Source organism: Devosia sp. (assembly GCF_025809055.1).
GTDB lineage: Bacteria > Pseudomonadota > Alphaproteobacteria > Rhizobiales > Devosiaceae > Devosia.
The window spans coordinates 412040-428368 of sequence record NZ_CP075529.1 but is presented as its reverse complement, the minus strand read 5'-3'; the positions used below and the strand labels follow the sequence as shown (position 1 = coordinate 428368).

The window sequence follows — 16329 nt, the reverse complement described above, 5'->3', positions numbered from 1 at the left end:
GGCCCGATGACCGAATTTCTGTTCCGCGACGACGCCTATCTCAAAAGCACCGAAGCCCTGGTGACCGAAATCACCGCAGACGGCGGCGTTATCCTGGATCGGACGGTCTTCTACGCTACCTCGGGCGGCCAGCCCGGCGACAGCGGACGTCTCCTCCGGGACGATGGCACGGTTATCACCATTGCGACTGCGCTTCATCCCGGTGGCGACAAGTCACGCATCGCTCACTTGCCTTCCGAAGGCCAGCTCCTGCCCCATCCGGGTGAAACGGTTACGGCCGAGATCGACTGGGACCGCCGCCACCGGCTCATGCGGATGCATACCGGACTACATCTGCTCTCGGTGGTTTTTCCGTTTCCGGTCACCGGTGGGTCGATCGGCGAAGACAAGGGGCGGCTCGATTTCGACATGCCGGAAGTCCCCGACGATCTTGCGGCAATCGAGGCTGCTCTCAATGCAATGATCGAAGCCGATCACAGGGTGAGTGCGGAATGGATCACCGATGCTGAAATGGAGGCCAATAGTGCTCTCATCAAGACGATGAAGGTCAAGCCGCCGATGGGACAGGGCCGGGTGCGACTCGTCCGGATCGGCGACATCGACCTACAGCCTTGTGGCGGCACGCATATTGCCAGCACCGCCGAGATCGGCCGGCTGGTCCTCGGCAAGATCGAGAAGAAGGGAAAGCAGAACCGGCGCGTTAGCGTGCTGTTCGGCTAAATGCTAGCAATGCGCTAACCGCAAGCATGGCATCGGTTAATCGATGCGGGCGCCGGCATCACCGGATTGGCGGTGCATAGAGCAGCCCGCCATTGCTCCACAGCGAGTTCTGTCCCCGCAGCATCGCCGCCCCGGTTTGCGCACCGAAGTGACGTTCATAGAGCTCGGAATAGTTCCCGACGGCCCGGATCGCATCGGTCAGAAAGGTCGGGCGCAGGCCCATATCGGTGCCAAAATCGCCCTCGACGCCGAGGATTCTGCGCACTGCCGGTGTCCGGGCTGCCGAGAGGGAATCGATGTTGAGGCTGGTCACGCCCAGTTCCTCGGCCGAGATCAGCGCAAAGATCGTCCAGCGCACGATCTTGAGCCAGTCGTCGTCCCCCTCACGCACCATAGGCCCTAGAATTTCCTTGGAAATTCGCTCCGGCAGCACCCGGTGCTGGGCCGGATCGGCCATGTCGCGACGCATGGCCTGGAGCTGCCGGCCAGAAGCCGAAACCACCTGGCACAGCCCCTCCCGATAGGCGAGCGACAGATCGGCGATGTCCTCATAGACGACGGCGCTGTACTGGGTCTGGTTGGCGAAGAAAAACTCGTCGAGCGCCTGCAGTTCCTCCGAACCGCCAATGACACAAATGCTCACATTATCAAGCTCATAGGCCGAAACGACGCCCATCTGCTGGGGCACGAGGAAGGCCTGGCCATCAAAGAAACTCGGCGTCACGAAGCGGGCGCCATAGCGGGAATCGCGCCCTTCGGTCCAGGCACCATTGCGCATCAGCACATCGACAGCACCGATCTGCAGCGGCGCAAACCGTGCCTCGCCGCGATAGGCCCGGAACTCGATAAGGTCGGGATTGCTGAAGATCGCGGCCGCCAGGGCCCGGCACAGGTCGACGTCGAAGCCCGACCAGCGGCCATCCTGATCCTGCTGGGCAAAGCCACTCAGCGGGCCGGACGACCCGCAGATCAAGAATCCGCGTTCGCGCACGGCGTCCAAAGTCTGGGCGGTGGCGTGGGAGGTGACTAGCGCGGCGGCGGCATATACCAGCGCGGCTATGAGCTTGTTCAGCTTCGACAAAGGTCCGGCCTTTTCTTTCCGGAGCCATATTCGGCAGGCAGACAAATGGGGTCAAGCCGTGCGCCGGCTCGACCCCACCTTTATTGATCAGCCCTGCCCCTAATGCAGAATCTGGCTGAGGAACAGCTTGGTCCGCTCATGCTGCGGATTGGAGAAGAACTCTTCCGGCTCGTTCTGCTCGATGATCTGGCCCTGATCCATGAAGATCACGCGGTTCGCCACCTGGCGGGCAAAGCCCATTTCGTGGGTCACGCAGATCATGGTCATGCCTTCCTCGGCGAGCCCGATCATCACCTCGAGCACTTCCTTGACCATTTCCGGATCGAGCGCTGAAGTCGGCTCGTCGAACAGCATGATCCTGGGCTGCATGCAGAGCGAGCGGGCAATAGCCACGCGCTGCTGCTGGCCGCCGGAGAGCTGACCCGGGAACTTGTTGGCCTGTTCGGGGATCTTCACCCGTTCCAGATAGTGCATGGCGGTCGCTTCGGCCTCGGCCTTGGGAATGCCGCGCACCCAGATCGGCGCCAAAGTCAGGTTTTGCAGGATCGTCAGGTGCGGGAAGAGATTGAAATGCTGGAACACCATGCCCACTTCGCGACGCACCTCATCGATGCGCTTGAGGTCGGCGGTCAGTTCCGTACCATTGACGATGATCTGGCCTTCCTGGTGCTCTTCGAGCCGGTTGATGCACCGGATCAGCGTCGACTTGCCGGAGCCCGAGGGCCCGGCAATGACGATGCGTTCGCCCTTCATCACCCGCAGGTTGATGTCGCGCAGCACGTGAAAGTCGCCATACCACTTGTGCATGTTGACGACGTCGATGGCCACTTCGGTCTTGGAGACCTGCATGTGGCTGGTGTCGATCTTGCGGTCGACGGTGGTTTCAGAAACCTGAGACATGGAGCTACCTCTTGTAGCCAGTGTTAAGTCGGTTCTCCATGTAGATGGAGTAGCGGGACATGCCGAAACAGAAGACCCAGAAGACCATTGCGGCAAAGAGATAGCCCGTCGTCGCCGTATTGGCCGACTGCCATTCCAATGCCGAGTCGTTCTTGGTCTTCACCGCCTCGAGCAGATCCTTCATGCCGACGATGTAGACGAGCGAGGTATCTTTGAACAACGCGATGAAGTTGTTCACGATACCAGGGATCACGTGCTTGAGCGCCTGGGGGAGGATGATGAACCACATCCTTTGCCAGTAGCCGAGCCCGAGACCCGCCGCAGCCTCGTATTGCCCGCGTGGGATGGCCTGGAGGCCCCCGCGCACCACCTCTGCCACATAGGCCGAGGTAAACAGGGTCACGCCCACAAGCGCCCGCAGGAACTTATCGACGGTCATGCCCTGCGGCATGAACAGCGGCAACATGATCGACGCCATGAACAGGATGGTGATCAGAGGCACCGCCCGGATGAGTTCGATGAACGCCACGCAGACTGTCTTGATGATCGGCATCTGCGATTGCCGGCCCAGGGCCAGCACGATGCCGATCGGGAAAGACAGGGTAATGCCGATCACCGAAATGATCAGCGTGACCAGAAGGCCACCCCATTTCTCGGTGGGGATTTCCCGCAAGCCGAACACGCCGCCCGCCAGCAGGAAGTAGCTGACGATCGGGTATGCCACCAGGAACAGGATGGCGTTGAGGCGCTTGTAGGGCACCTTGGGGATCAGCAACGGCACCAGCAACAAGGCACCCAGAGCAAAGACGATATTGGCGCGCCACTGCTCGGGAATGTCATAGAAGCCGTAGATGAAGAACTCCATTTCCGAAGAAATGTAAGCCCAACAGGCGCCGGCATTTTCCATGCGGCATTCTTCGACCGTTCCGCCCGGTCCCACGGCATTGCCGAAGATGAACCCGTAGAGCGGCGGAATGATCCATGCGAGGAACAACACACCCAACAGCGTGAGGACCGTGTCGAGCGGGGTGGAGAACAGGTTTTTCTGCATCCAGGCGATGGCACCGGAGGTGCGCATCGGCGCTGGACGCGCTTCAACCAGATCGGTTCGGACGTAACCAAGGTCTGTCATGGCAACCCCCTACCGTTCCACGAGCCGGACACGGCCGTTGTACCAGTTCATGATGGCCGAGGTGAGCAGCGAGAAGCAGAGATACACTGCCATGGTGATGGCAATGCACTCGATGGCTCGACCCGTCTGATTGAGCGAAGTGCCCGCAAAGACGTTGACCAGTTCAGGATAGCCGATGGCGGCACCCAGAGACGAATTCTTCGTCAGGTTCAGGTACTGGCTGGTCAGCGGCGGAACGATCACGCGCATGGCCTGCGGAACGATGACGAGACGCAGCCGATCGCTTTCCTTGAGGCCCAGTGATTGCGCCGCCTCGGTCTGTCCCTTGTTGACCGCGAGGATGCCGGCACGAACCGTTTCGGCAATGAAGGCCGCCGTATAAATGGTCAGACCGAAAGCCAGCGCGACAAACTCGGGCGGCAATTGCAGGCCACCGCGGAAGTTGAACCGCTCCAGGACCGGAATTTCGAACGCGACGCTGGCACCGCTGACGACGAAGGCGAGAACCGTGATCGCGAGGAACAGGGCTATCGAGGTCAGGAACACCGGGAAGCGCTGACCCGTCGTTTCGAGCCGCTTCTTCGCCCAATACCGCAGGGCGACGATGGCCACGATGGCAAGCACCACCCCGATCCAGACAAAACTGAACTGATCGTCGGGAATGGGCTTCGGCACCATGATGCCGCGCTGGTTGATGAAGGAATCGAAGGGCAGCTCGATCGAGTTCCGCACCGCCGGCATCGCCTTGAGCACGGCGAAGTACCAGAAGAACAGCTGCAGCAGCAGCGGGATGTTGCGGATGACTTCGATATAGACCGTGGCCAGGCTCGACACGATGAAGTTCGAACTGAGCCGGGCGATACCGATCGTAAAGCCCAGAATGGTCGAGAAGATGATGCCGATTACGGCAACCAGCAAAGTGTTGAGCAGTCCGACCAGGAAGGCTTCCCAATAGTAGGAGGCGCGTGACCATGGAAGGAGCGAGAAACTGATGTCAAAACCGGCAGTCCGCCAGAGGAAGTCGAAACCGGTTGTCTTGTTTTGTGCTGCGAGATTGGCGGCAGTATTTCCGATGATCCAGAAAATGAAGCCGACCAGCACGGCCGCAACAACGACCTGATAGATGATCCCTCGGATCACCGGATCGTTGAAAAAGCTGGCCCGAGGAGCAATGCGTTGCTCCGAGTCGAGTGTCGTCATGTGGCTTGTCCCTTGGCCGCAACGAGCCGCTGCCCGCGCATGAAAGCGCGGCAGGCGACGGAACAAAAAGTCCGGCGCTCCTCATGGGAGCGCCGGAACATTTTTGAACGGCTTAGCGGATCGGCGGCGAGTACTGGATGCCACCATCGCGCCACAGCGCGTTCAGGCCGCGTTCCAGGCCGATCGGCGTATCGGGACCGACATGCTTTTCATAGGACTCGGCATAGTTGCCGACGAGCTTGACGATCTGGTAGGCCCAGTCGTTTTCCACCCCGAGCGGCACGCCGAATTCGCCTTCAACGCCCAGCAGACGCTTGATGGCCGGGTTGTCCGAGCCGAGCATCTCATCGACATTGGCCGAGCTCACGCCGAGTTCTTCAGCTTCGAGCAGAGCAAAATAGGTCCAGCGTGCGAGGTTGAACCACTGGGTGTCGCCAGCGCGGACCACCGGGCCAAGGGGCTCCTTGGAGATGATCTCGGGCAGGATGATGTGGGCATCAGGATCGGCGAACTTGGAGCGTTCAGCGGCCAGAGCCGAGGAGTCAGTGGTGTAGACGTCGCAACGGCCATCTTCATAGGCCTTCACGACTTCGTCCTGGTCCACGAACACGACGGTGTTGAATTCGAGGCCGTTGGCAGCGAAGTAGTCGGCTGCGTTCAGCTCGGTGGTGGTGCCGGATTCGATACAGATGGCGGCGCCGCTCAGATCGAGCGCCGATTCGATGCCATCATCGGCGCGGACCATGAAGCCCTGACCGTCATAGAACATTGTGCCCACGAAGCTGATACCGAGCTGGGTATCGCGGCTCATGGTCCAGGTGGTGGTGCGCGACAGAACGTCGATTTCGCCGGCGGACAGGGCGGTGAAACGCTCCTGGCTGGTCAGCGAGGTGTAGCGAACGGCGTCGGCGTCCTTGAAGATCGCTGCGGCCATTGCACGGCAGAAGTCGACTTCGAGGCCGGTCCAAACATTGTTGGAATCGGGAGCGGAGAAGCCCGGCACGCCGCCGGTGACACCGCACTGGACGTAGCCCTTGGCCTTCACGTCGTCGAGAATAGCGGCCTGTGCAGCCGTCGCGCCGAGCCCCAGCGAGGCCGCGACTGCGATCGATACGAGCGCTTTTTGCATTTTTTTGCCTTTTTGTTTCCTGACCCTGTGTTTCGCCCCCGCCATTGTGACCGGCGGGTTTGAGAGCACCATCGCTTTGAATGCGATTTGGATGCTGTTAGGTATGCAACCTGCTATTGACCGTAACGTCAAGGGTAGATGGCGCAATGAGACAGGAAAGCTGTCGCTAAATTAGCCAGCGCCTTTGCCCTGTCTTCTTTTTGAGCATCGAGCACAGCATGACTGATCAAAAAACCGGCGAAAACGGCACTTCGTCGATCGAAACCGTCTTGACCCATGCTGGACGGAATCCTGCCGATCAGTTCGGTTTCGTCAACACGCCGATCTATCGCGGATCGACCGTGCTGTTTCCTTCTCTGGCCGCCCTCGAAGCGCAGGAACAGCGCTACCTCTACGGTCGCGCAGGCAACCCGACCACCGAAGGGGTGGAATCGGTCGTGACCGAACTCGAGGGCGCCTATCGGACGAAACTGGTGTCCTCCGGCCTTGCCGCCATCACCATTGCCCTACTCTCCTGCCTCAAGTCCGGTGACGATGTTTTGATCGCCGACAGTGCCTACGAGCCGGGACGCAAATTCGCCGATGGCTTCCTGCGAGACATGGGCGTAACGGCGCGATACTACGACCCGCGGATCGGCGACGGCCTCAGCGCGCTGATGCAGCCCAATACACGGGCGGTCCTGGCCGAAAGCCCGGGATCCCTCACCTTCGAGGTGCAGGACATACCCGCCCTGGCACGCGCGGCTCATGCCGGTGGTGCCCGCCTCATCGTCGACAACAGCTGGGCGAGCCCGCTCTATCACCGGCCGCTGGCGCTTGGAGCGGACATCGTGGTCCATGCCGGCACCAAGATGTTCGTCGGCCATTCGGACGCTTTTGCCGGTACCATCTCCTCGACTGAAGAAGCCTGGGCGGGCATCGAGCGCGTGCGCACGCTGCTGGGTTTCTTCGCCTCGGGAGACGATGCGTTCCTCGTGGCGCGCGGCCTGCGCACGCTTGCCCTGCGCATGAAGGAGCACCAGTCCCGGGCCCTGGAATTGGCCCTATGGCTGGAGCAGCACGACCTGGTCACACGGGTGCTTCACCCTGCCCTGCCAAGCCACCCCGACCATGCCCTGTGGAAGCGCGACTTTACAGGCTCGGGCAGCCTGTTTGGCGTGGTGCTCAGACCCGCCCCGCGCGATGCCGTCGCCGCCATGGTGGATGGCTTTTCGCTCTTCAGCATGGGGTATTCTTGGGGCGGCTATGAGAGCCTGTGCCTGCCGGTGCGGATCAGCAAGGCGCGCACCGCAGTCCCCTGGAGCGAGCCAGGCAATCTGTTCCGCCTGCATGTCGGTTTCGAGGGAATCGACGATCTCAAGGCCGACCTCAGCGCGGCCCTGGACCGCTACGCCTCGGTGCGCTGAAGCAATTGGCGTAGCCCCGTCAAGGGTTTACGGACAACATGCCCATCGGCCGAGACGGCAAATAGCCAACCCTTGCGGGCGAACAGGTTGCGGACCAAATAGGCGCCGAGCATTCCGACCACGGCACCTGCAAACACGTCGGTGGGGTAATGAGCCCCCACCGGCACGCGCGATATGGCGACGACAATGCCAAGGACCAGCAGCACCGGAAAAAGGCGCGGCCACACAAAGCCAAAGGCAAAGGCCATGGCCACGGCGGTCGCGGAGTGCCCGCTGGGAAAGCTCTGAAACGTCCAGTCGTTGAAAATGTTCTGGAATGAAAAGGCACCGACGGAGTCATATTCACTTGGCCGGCCCCGCCCGACCAGGCGTTTCAGCAGATTGGTCATCAGACCCGGGCCCCCGACGCCTACGAAAATGAATGCGGAAAGCAGCGCCAACTCGCCGGTTGCCTGCCGCCAGACCCCCTGCATCGGAAACATCGCCAGGCGCAGCAGGATCATGAGCGCCAGGCTGGGAATCAGCACCCAGTCGGACAGGCCGTAATCGGTGATGAAGAAGAACGGGGCGCGCCATTGGTCCGGCCAGGCGATAGCGCCGCGGGAGGCGGCGATGTCGATCGTCGACAGGGTGGCAAGGATAACGATCATGCCGACCAGAAAGTAGGGCCAGGATTTTCGGCTGAGGCCAAGCGGCCAGGACTTCTGCAGATCAAACATGGTGCAATCTGTGCCGCGTATCGGATCGTGGTCAAGTCTGCACAAGCCACGCGAATGGCTTGCCCTTTCACCACGAACGCGCTAACGGGAAGGCGCGATTTCGGAGTGTAGCTCAGCCTGGTAGAGCACCGGTTTTGGGAACCGGGGGTCCAAAGTTCGAATCTTTGTACTCCGACCAATCGCCTCGCATCGTGTTGAGGACTTTGCATGACCGCTCGTATCTATCGCCCCGCACGCAATGCCATGCAGTCGGGCAAGGGCAAGTCCCGGAACTGGGTATTCGTTTATGAGCCCGAAGTTGCGCGCAGCATCGACCCGCTGATGGGCTATACGAGCAGCTCCGACATGCAGCAGCAAATCAAGTTGTCGTTCGAAACGCTTGAAGAAGCTGAAGCTTATGCAAAGCGAAACGGTATCCCCTATTCGGTTCAGGCGGCGCACGACGCCACCCCGAAAAAGGTGAGCTATCCGGACAATTTCCGTTCCGACCGCAAGACCCCCTGGACGCACTGACACGTCCGGGCAGCTCCGCCTGCTTGGTGCTTGCGGAATTTCCACGCTGAAGTGACCCCAAACAGCCTTGTCACCGCCATCATGGGCGGGCACCTTCGAGCTATTCGGAGGGTGGTATGGTTCGCGCGTGTTTAGCTTTGTTGATCGGTCTCTCGTTCGCGGCTCCGGCCGTGGCCGCTCCGGCGCTCTGGAAGGTGTCGGACGCCGACAGTTCCGTGTGGCTGTTCGGATCTGTGCACATGTTGCCGCCCGGCACGGACTGGCGGACGTCCTATTTCGACAAGGTACTGGCCAAGGCTGACCGGGTTTACCTCGAAACCGATATCGGGCCGGAAGCCCAAATGCGCATTACCCCACTCAGCATGGAACTCGGCTTCTCGACTGGCGGCGTGCTGCTGAGTGACCGCGTTCCCAGCGATGTCATCGATCGCATGCGCGAACTGGCCAATGAATACAACGTGCCCATGCCCCTGCTCCTGGCCATGCGCCCATGGATGGCCGCGACGACCCTGTCCGTGGGTGTGCTGGCAGATGCCGGATACGATCCCAATCTCGGGGTTGAAATGATCGTGACCTCGGAAGTACCGGCGGAACGCATGGGGTATCTCGAATCCCCCGAGGACCAGATCGGTATTCTGGCCGGCGGGTCAGACGAGGAACAGGTGGCCATGCTGGTCGCGACACTGGACTCCGCCCCGGCCATGCAGGCCGATATCGACGCGATGATCGACGCCTGGCTCGGCGGCCACCCGGAGGGACTGGGCGACGCATTCATGGCCCAGATGGGCGGCTATCACGAGGATACAATGGCCCGGTTGATCGATATCCGGAACAGCAACTGGGTCGAGCAGATCGAGACCATGCTGGCCGACAACGAGAGCGCGTTTCTCATCGTTGGGGCGGCACATCTAATCGGCGATGTCAGCGTGGTCAAGATGCTGGAAGACAAAGGTTTTTCTGCGCAGCGGATGCAATAAGGCCGACGAATCCATCGCCGGCCTTGAACGGTTTACGCACCTTTGATCAGACGTCGCTGAGCCGCGTCCAGGCACTGTTGTTGCCGGACGATTTCACCGACGCAGTGATGAACTCCATGCCCTCGATGCCATCGGCCATGGAGGGTAGCAGGTCTTCATAGTCCGCACCCTCGCCGCGAATAACGGCGGCAAACTGGCTGTAGAGCGTCGCGAAGGCCTCGAGATAGCCTTCGGGGTGCCCGGAGGGGATGCGCACATTCATCGACGCTGCGGGCGGGACCGAGATCGAACCGCCGCGCGTGAGCAATTGCTTGGGCTTTCCGAACTCGGTGAACCACATGTAGTTCGGATTGTCCTGGCGCCATTCGAGGCCGCCCTTGTCGCCATAGACCCGCAATTGCAGGCCGTTTTCGTTGCCGACAGCAACCTGGCTCGACCACAGCATACCCTTCGCGCCGCCTTCGAAGCGCAGCATGATATGCACGTTGTCATCGAGTTGGCGGCCGGGGACGAAGGCCGTGAGGTCGGCAGCGACCGATTCTGTCTTGAGGCCCGTGACAAAGCGAGCCAGGTTATAGGCATGGGTACCGATATCGCCGATGCAGCCGCCGGCGCCTGATCGGGCCGGGTCGGTACGCCATGCGGCCTGCTTGTTGTCATCACCGGTCGGCTCGGTCAGCCAATCCTGCGGGTACTCGACCTGCACCACGCGAAGCTTGCCCAGGGCGCCCGACGCGACCAGTTCTCGAGCCTGGCGCACCAGCGGGTAGCCGGTGTAATTGTGCGTCAGCAGGAATTTCGCGCCGTTTTTCGGCTTGATTTCCAATAGCTTACGCGCGTCCTCAAGGGTCGAGGTAATCGGCTTGTCGCAGATGACGTGGATGCCGGCTTCGAGGAAGGCCTTGGTCGGGCCGTAATGCATGTGGTTGGGGGTGACGATGGCCACAGCCTCGATCCCGTCCGGGCGGGCGGCTTCCGCCGCGGCCATTTCCTCGTAGGATGTATAGATGCGATCCTCGGCAAGGCCCAGATTTTTGCCGGATTCCCTGGCCACTTCGGGGCGGGACGACAGCGCGCCGGCAACCAGTTCGAAGTCCCCGTCGATGCGGGCGGCGACGCGGTGCACGTAACCGATAAAGGCCCCGGTGCCGCCACCGACCATGCCAAGACGAATGCGCTTTGCGCCGTTTTCAGCCATTTTTGGCTCCCTAACGTTAGCAGACTGCTACCCTTGAGAGTGTCATTGGCGCCTTTGCGTCAATGACACGCTAAGCGATCAGCTCAGGCCGAGCATCTTGCGGTTGGCTGCCTTGTCCGTACCACCGGAGGCGAAATCGTCGAAGGCCTTTTCGGTGACGCGGATGATGTAGCTCTGGATGAGTTCGGCGCCTTCGCGCGCTCCGTCTTCCGGATGCTTGAGAGCGCATTCCCATTCAAGAACTGCCCAGCCCTTGAAATCATTGGCGGCCATCTTGGCGAAGATGGCCGGGAAGTCGACCTGGCCGTCGCCGATGGAGCGGAAGCGCCCTGCCCGGTTCACCCAGGACTGGAAGCCACCATAGACACCCTGGCGGCCAGTCGGATTGAACTCGGCATCCTTCACGTGGAAGGCCTTGATGCGATCCTTGTAGATATCGATGTAGTCCAGATAGTCGAGCTGCTGCAGGACGAAATGGCTCGGATCGTAGAGCAGGTTGGCGCGCGGGTGGTTCTTCACCCGGTCGAGGAACATTTCGTAGGAGACGCCATCGTGCAGGTCTTCGCCGGGATGGATCTCGTAGCAGACGTCGACCCCTGCCTCGTCGAAGGCATTGAGGATCGGCGTCCAGCGGCGGGCGAGTTCGTCAAAGGCCTCTTCGACAAGACCAGCGGGGCGCTGCGGCCACGGATAGAGATAGGGCCAGGCAAGCGCACCCGAAAAAGTCGCATGGGCGTTGAGGCCGAGATTTTTGGACGCCTTGGCGGCGTTGAGCATGGTCTGAACAGCCCACTCCGTACGGGCCTTGGGATTGCCGTGAACCTCGGCCGGGGCAAAGCCGTCGAAGGCCGTATCATAGGCCGGATGCACGGCGACGAGCTGACCCTGCAGATGGGTCGACAACTCGGTGATCTCCAGGCCATGGCTGTTCACAACGCCCTTGATCTCGTCAGCATAGGCCTTTGAATTGGCCGCCTTTTCGAGATCAATGAAGCTCGATACCCAGGTGGGGATCTGCACACCCTTGTAGCCGAGGCCGGCCGCCCATTTGCAGATGTTGTCGAGCGTGTCGAAAGGCGCCTTGTCACCGGCAAACTGTGCCAGGAAAATCGCGGGACCCTTGATGGTCGTGGCCATGAATCTCTCCTCTTGCGGCCCCGTTTTCCGCCTCAGCCGGGGCACCCTTGATGATACAGGGCGACGATTTCTCGCCGCCCTGACCTGTTAGGCGATAGTGTTGACTGGCATAAGGCACCTGTCAATGATGTACGTTCATCAGGCCCTGAGCAGGGCCTTGGCTTCGGCGATGCCGAGGGCGCGGGGGCGTTCGCAGGTGGTGGTGAGGGTCAGCACCTGGCCGGTCTCGCCAGCCTTGAGCAGACCCGTCATCACCTCGACCACATGCAGCGCCACATCGAGGCCGCAGCGCGGCGTCTGGCCGCTATCGATCGAGGCCATCATATCGGCCAGGCCCGCACAGCGGTAATTGGCGCGCGGCGTATCCTTGTCGAGATCCTGGTTCGGCTGGCCGAAGGGGTGGGCCCAGGGCGTAACCGGGCTACGCGCCCCGTCCAGACCGCTGGTCACCAGGTCGCCGCCGAAGAAGTTCGGATCGGGCACGAAGATCGACCCGTCGGTGCCGTAGAGCTCGATATTGTGGTGGCCATGCGCCGCCACGTCCCAGCTCGCCCCGATGGTGACGATCGCACCATTGTGGAACTCAAGAACCCCGTGGATGGTGGTGGGCGTGCCCACCTTGATCATGGTGCCCTTGTATGGCCCTTCGGCCGTCACTTCGCGCTCGGTCCGGGCCATGTTGGTGAAGGCCGACAGGCGCTTGACCGGACCAAGAAGGTGGACCAGGTCGGTGATGTAATAGGGGCCAAGATCAAGGATCGGGCCGCCGCCGGGCTGGAAGAAGAAGTCCGGATTGGGGTGCCAGTGCTCCATGCCCCGGCTCATCACATGGGTGGTGCCGCTCATGATCTTGCCCAGCTTGCCGCTGTCGATGATCTCGCGGGCCTGCTGGTGGGCACCACCGAGGAAGGTGTCGGGGGCCGAGCCGACCTTGAGGCCCCGCGCATCCGCAGCCTTCTTGAGTGCCAGGCCTTCTTCGACGCTGAGCACGAAGGGCTTTTCCGAATAGGCGTGCTTGCCAGCCGAGACGATGTCCATGGACACCTGGTAGTGGGTCGCCGGAATGGTCAGGTTGACCACCACGTCGATCTCGCTGTTCTTGAGCAGCTCATCGGGGGTCTGGGCCGCAACGCCGAATTCCTCGGCGCGCTTCTGCGCCGCCGCCGGCACGATGTCGGCCACCGCGCGCACTTCGAGCCCCTTGAACAAGGGCGCAAGGCGCAGGTAGGCCGCTGAAATATTGCCGGCACCCATGATGCCGACGCCATAGGTCTTGCTCATATTCTAGACTCCGTAACCCTTGAGAGCGGCCGCCGCATTGCGCGCGAAGCGAATGGCATCGCTCGGCTTGTCGTGTTCGGCCACGAAATAGCTTGCTTTGGTCTTGGCCTTGATCGCCTTGATGTAGTTCGGCCAATCCAGAGTACCCGTGCCGACATCTGCCCAACCGTCTTCATCGAGCTTTTCACCGGCGGGGGCGATATCCTTGACGTGGACGGCGGTGATGCGGCTGCCCAGCTTGTCGATCCAGTGAAGCGGATCCTCGTTGGCACGGATGACCCAGGCAAGGTCCATTTCCCACTGCGTGTCGGGCGAAGCGTCCAGGATGACTTCCATCGGCGTCTTGCCATTGGCGCCGGCCGCGAATTCCCAGTGGTGGTTGTGATAGCCGAAGCCCTTGCCGGCTGCCTTGAAGGCCGCAGCAATACGCGCAAGGCCTTCGGCAAATTCACGCCAGTCACCGCCACCAGTGCGGAAGGCCTCGGACGGCGGAGCGGGGCAATAGATGGTCTGGATGCCCACGACATCGGCGATCTTCAGCGCGGCGTCGGTATCTTCGAGCTGGGCGTAGCCCATGTGGGCGGTCGGCATGGCCAGGCCAGCATTCTTGAGGCTTTGTGCGAGTGCCGCAGGGTCGGCAAACTGGCCACCCCATCCCTCGACCTGTGTGTAGCCCAGGCCGGACAGGGTCTTGAGCGTGTCATCAAGCGACGCCTCGTTGCGCGCGCTGTAAAGCTGGTACGAAAAGTCCATGATTTGCCTCATCTCGAATAGTGGAACACGGTGTCAGCTGGAGCCGGGAATAGCCCGGCCGAAGTCCGGTGTCGTTGCGCCCGGACAGATGAACTTCCGCATAAGTAAGGACTGTGCCGCAAACCTTGGGAACGGCGCCCCCAGGGGGCGCCGCTCAGATCGTGCCTCGACTAGAGGCGTTCTTCGCTTTCGGCGCTGAACAGCGAGCCGCGCGCCACATCGAACCCGATGGTGACCTTGTCGCCGGCGTTGATTTCGATATCGCTGGAACAGCGGAACGTCACGGAGACATCGCCGACTTTCGTCCAGGCCAGGGTTTCAGAACCCATGGGCTCGACGATTTCGATCTCCGCTTCCGTCTTGAAGGGCATGGCCTGCGCGGCCTCCCCGACAAAGATATGCTCGGGGCGAACACCCAGGACAGCCTTGGTCGGACCCGACCGGGGCGACAGATATTCGTAGCTGTTCACCGGAATTTTGGTGCCATCTTCGGTGGTGAAGGTCGCGCCATCCAGCGTGCCCTTGATGAAATTCATCGAGGGCGAGCCGATAAAGCCAGCCACATAGAGATTGACCGGCTTGTTGTAGATGGTGTGCGGATCGGCAAGCTGCTGAATGACGCCATTCTTCATGATGGCAATGCGGTCCGCCAGGGTCAGGGCCTCGATCTGGTCGTGGGTCACGTAGATCATGGTGTTCTTGAGGCGCTGGTGCAGGCGCTTGATCTCGACGCGCAGGTCACTGCGGAGTTTCGCGTCGAGGTTGGACAGCGGCTCGTCGAACAGGAACACGTCCACGTCACGAACGAGCGCACGGCCGATGGCGACGCGCTGGCGCTGACCGCCGGACAGGTTTGCCGGCTTGCGCTGCAACAGGGGCTCGATCTGCAGGATCTCGGCCGCCCGCTTGACGCGCTGCTCGATCTCGGCCTTGGGCATGCCCGAAACGCGCAGACCGAAGGAGAGATTCCGCTCCACCGTCATCTGCGGATAGAGGGCATAGGACTGGAACACCATGCCGATGCCGCGGTCCTTGGGCTCGAGCCAGGTGACGTTCTTGCCGGAGATGAAAATCTGTCCGTCGGAGACGTCGAGCAGACCAGCAATGCAGTTTAGCAGGGTGGACTTGCCGCAGCCGGACGGGCCCAGCAGCACGATGAACTCGCCCTGGGCAATGTCGAGATTGAGGTGCTCAAGCACCTTCACATTGCCGAAATTGAGCGACAGGTCGCGAATGGAGACGCTGTGTTGCATTCAGTTATCCCTTCACCGCACCGGCGGCAACGCCGCGGACAAACCACTTGCCGGATACGAAATAGACCACCAGCGGCACGAGGCCAGTCAGTACGGTGGCGGCCATGTTCACGTTGTATTCGGGCGTGCCCTGGGCCGAGTTGACGATATTGTTGAGCTGGACGGTCATCGGATAGTTCTGCGTTCCGGCGAAGACCACGCCGAACAGGAAGTCGTTCCAGATGCCGGTCACCTGCAGGATGAGTGCGACCACGAAGATCGGCAGCGACATGGGCAGCATGATCTCGAAGAAAATGCGCCAGAACCCTGCCCCATCGACACGCGCGGCCTTGAACAGCTCCTGCGGCAACGACGCGAAGTAGTTGCGGAACAGCAGAGTCAGGATGGGCATGCCGAAGATGGTGTGGATGACGATGACAGCCTGCAGAGTGCCAAAAATCCCCAGGTCGCGGGTGATCATCACCAGCGGATAGAGCATAACCTGATAGGGAATGAACGAGCCGAAGATCAGGATGGAGAAGAAGACTTCCGAACCCTTGAAGCGCCAGTTCACCAGTGCATAGCCATTTACGGCCGCAATGAAGATCGAGACGATCGTGGACGGAATGGTGATCTTCACCGAGTTCCAGAAGCCGGGCGAAAGACCCTGGCAGGTAAGGCCGGTACAGGCGCTGCTCCAGGCCCTCCCCCAGGCATCGAAGTTGATGGCCTCGGGCAGTGCGAAGATATTGCCGAAGCGAATTTCCGGCATGGTCTTCATCGACGTCACGATCATGACGTAGAGCGGGAACAGGTAGTAGAGCGAGAAGAAGACCAGGATCGAATAGATGATGATCTTGCGCGGGGTGAAGAACGGCTTGGGCCGCGGACCCCGGGCCTCGACAGTGCCGGCAGGCGCGTCGGGCGCGGTTCCAGTCATGGTAGCGGTCT

General features: G+C 61.1%; 16 protein-coding genes and 1 tRNA gene. 5 read left to right on the top strand and 12 right to left on the bottom strand.

Annotation, left to right across the window (positions count from 1 at the left end):
* Positions 1-6: 6 nt before the first annotated feature.
* Positions 7-720: an alanyl-tRNA editing protein gene (locus KIT02_RS02080; RefSeq protein ID WP_297581648.1), complete on the top strand. Its 714-nt coding sequence runs from the start codon at positions 7-9 to the stop codon at positions 718-720.
* Positions 721-778: 58 nt separating this feature from the next.
* On the opposite strand, the gene KIT02_RS02075 is transcribed toward KIT02_RS02080, so the two are convergent.
* From KIT02_RS02075 to KIT02_RS02055, 5 genes are all read right to left on the bottom strand, one after another.
* Positions 779-1801, bottom strand: a complete 1023-nt coding sequence (locus KIT02_RS02075; RefSeq protein ID WP_297581645.1) for a transporter substrate-binding domain-containing protein — start codon at positions 1799-1801, stop codon at positions 779-781.
* 99 nt (positions 1802-1900) lie between these two features.
* The gene (locus KIT02_RS02070) at positions 1901-2701 is read right to left on the bottom strand and encodes an amino acid ABC transporter ATP-binding protein (protein ID WP_297581642.1); all 801 of its coding nucleotides are present in this window, start codon (positions 2699-2701) and stop codon (positions 1901-1903) included.
* Between the two features lie 4 nt (positions 2702-2705).
* Complete coding sequence (locus KIT02_RS02065; RefSeq protein WP_297581639.1) at positions 2706-3833, bottom strand: amino acid ABC transporter permease; 1128 nt, start codon at positions 3831-3833, stop codon at positions 2706-2708.
* Positions 3834-3842: 9 nt separating this feature from the next.
* Positions 3843-5033, bottom strand: a complete 1191-nt coding sequence (locus KIT02_RS02060) for an amino acid ABC transporter permease (RefSeq protein WP_297581637.1) — start codon at positions 5031-5033, stop codon at positions 3843-3845.
* A 112-nt stretch (positions 5034-5145) separates the two neighbouring features.
* Positions 5146-6162 carry an amino acid ABC transporter substrate-binding protein gene (locus KIT02_RS02055; RefSeq protein WP_297581634.1) on the bottom strand — a complete coding sequence of 339 codons (1017 nt, stop codon included), beginning with the start codon at positions 6160-6162 and terminating at the stop codon, positions 5146-5148.
* Between the two features lie 218 nt (positions 6163-6380).
* On the opposite strand from KIT02_RS02055, the gene metC reads away from it, so the two are divergent.
* The gene (metC, locus tag KIT02_RS02050) at positions 6381-7568 is read left to right on the top strand and encodes a cystathionine beta-lyase (RefSeq protein ID WP_297581631.1); all 1188 of its coding nucleotides are present in this window, start codon (positions 6381-6383) and stop codon (positions 7566-7568) included.
* On the opposite strand, the gene KIT02_RS02045 is transcribed toward metC, so the two are convergent.
* Complete coding sequence (locus KIT02_RS02045; protein ID WP_297581629.1) at positions 7550-8287, bottom strand: phosphatase PAP2 family protein; 738 nt, start codon at positions 8285-8287, stop codon at positions 7550-7552. The two genes, metC and KIT02_RS02045, sit on opposite strands and share 19 nt — an antisense overlap.
* Positions 8288-8388: 101 nt before the next feature.
* Here KIT02_RS02045 and KIT02_RS02040 point away from each other — a divergent pair.
* From KIT02_RS02040 to KIT02_RS02030, 3 genes are all read left to right on the top strand, one after another.
* Positions 8389-8465 (top strand) — tRNA-Pro (locus KIT02_RS02040).
* A gap of 29 nt (positions 8466-8494) precedes the next feature.
* A complete protein-coding gene (locus tag KIT02_RS02035; protein WP_297581626.1) occupies positions 8495-8800 on the top strand; it encodes an ETC complex I subunit in 306 nt (101 codons plus the stop codon).
* A 140-nt stretch (positions 8801-8940) separates the two neighbouring features.
* A complete protein-coding gene (locus KIT02_RS02030) occupies positions 8941-9777 on the top strand; it encodes a TraB/GumN family protein (protein ID WP_297581624.1) in 837 nt (278 codons plus the stop codon).
* 46 nt (positions 9778-9823) lie between these two features.
* On the opposite strand, the gene KIT02_RS02025 is transcribed toward KIT02_RS02030, so the two are convergent.
* From KIT02_RS02025 to KIT02_RS02000, 6 genes are all read right to left on the bottom strand, one after another.
* On the bottom strand, positions 9824-10975 hold the full coding sequence (locus KIT02_RS02025; protein WP_297581621.1) for a Gfo/Idh/MocA family oxidoreductase: 1152 nt from the start codon (positions 10973-10975) through the stop codon (positions 9824-9826).
* A 78-nt stretch (positions 10976-11053) separates the two neighbouring features.
* Positions 11054-12112 (bottom strand): sugar phosphate isomerase/epimerase, encoded by a 1059-nt coding sequence (locus KIT02_RS02020; protein ID WP_297581618.1) that lies wholly within the window; start codon positions 12110-12112, stop codon positions 11054-11056.
* A gap of 138 nt (positions 12113-12250) precedes the next feature.
* Positions 12251-13393 carry a Gfo/Idh/MocA family oxidoreductase gene (locus KIT02_RS02015; protein WP_297581615.1) on the bottom strand — a complete coding sequence of 381 codons (1143 nt, stop codon included), beginning with the start codon at positions 13391-13393 and terminating at the stop codon, positions 12251-12253.
* 3 nt (positions 13394-13396) lie between these two features.
* Complete coding sequence (locus KIT02_RS02010; protein ID WP_297585073.1) at positions 13397-14149, bottom strand: sugar phosphate isomerase/epimerase; 753 nt, start codon at positions 14147-14149, stop codon at positions 13397-13399.
* A gap of 167 nt (positions 14150-14316) precedes the next feature.
* Positions 14317-15399 carry an ABC transporter ATP-binding protein gene (locus KIT02_RS02005; RefSeq protein ID WP_297581612.1) on the bottom strand — a complete coding sequence of 361 codons (1083 nt, stop codon included), beginning with the start codon at positions 15397-15399 and terminating at the stop codon, positions 14317-14319.
* 4 nt (positions 15400-15403) lie between these two features.
* Positions 15404-16318, bottom strand: coding sequence for a carbohydrate ABC transporter permease (locus KIT02_RS02000; protein WP_297585071.1), 915 nt, complete (start codon positions 16316-16318; stop codon positions 15404-15406).
* Positions 16319-16329: the final 11 nt, after the last annotated feature.

Bases quoted from the DNA above. Each gene is read 5' to 3' on its own strand.
- KIT02_RS02065 (WP_297581639.1), bottom strand. From the start codon at position 3,833: ATGACAGACCTTGGTTACGTCCGAACCGATCTGGTTGAAGCGCGTCCA.
- KIT02_RS02060 (WP_297581637.1), bottom strand. From the start codon at position 5,033: ATGACGACACTCGACTCGGAGCAACGCATTGCTCCTCGGGCCAGCTTT.
- KIT02_RS02015 (WP_297581615.1), bottom strand. From the start codon at position 13,393: ATGAGCAAGACCTATGGCGTCGGCATCATGGGTGCCGGCAATATTTCA.
- KIT02_RS02035 (WP_297581626.1), top strand. From the start codon at position 8,495: ATGACCGCTCGTATCTATCGCCCCGCACGCAATGCCATGCAGTCGGGC.
- KIT02_RS02045 (WP_297581629.1), bottom strand. From the start codon at position 8,287: ATGTTTGATCTGCAGAAGTCCTGGCCGCTTGGCCTCAGCCGAAAATCC.
- KIT02_RS02055 (WP_297581634.1), bottom strand. From the start codon at position 6,162: ATGCAAAAAGCGCTCGTATCGATCGCAGTCGCGGCCTCGCTGGGGCTC.
- KIT02_RS02005 (WP_297581612.1), bottom strand. From the start codon at position 15,399: ATGCAACACAGCGTCTCCATTCGCGACCTGTCGCTCAATTTCGGCAAT.
- KIT02_RS02020 (WP_297581618.1), bottom strand. From the start codon at position 12,112: ATGGCCACGACCATCAAGGGTCCCGCGATTTTCCTGGCACAGTTTGCC.
- KIT02_RS02025 (WP_297581621.1), bottom strand. From the start codon at position 10,975: ATGGCTGAAAACGGCGCAAAGCGCATTCGTCTTGGCATGGTCGGTGGC.
- metC (WP_297581631.1), top strand. From the start codon at position 6,381: ATGACTGATCAAAAAACCGGCGAAAACGGCACTTCGTCGATCGAAACC.
- KIT02_RS02080 (WP_297581648.1), top strand. From the start codon at position 7: ATGACCGAATTTCTGTTCCGCGACGACGCCTATCTCAAAAGCACCGAA.
- KIT02_RS02000 (WP_297585071.1), bottom strand. From the start codon at position 16,318: ATGACTGGAACCGCGCCCGACGCGCCTGCCGGCACTGTCGAGGCCCGG.
- KIT02_RS02070 (WP_297581642.1), bottom strand. From the start codon at position 2,701: ATGTCTCAGGTTTCTGAAACCACCGTCGACCGCAAGATCGACACCAGC.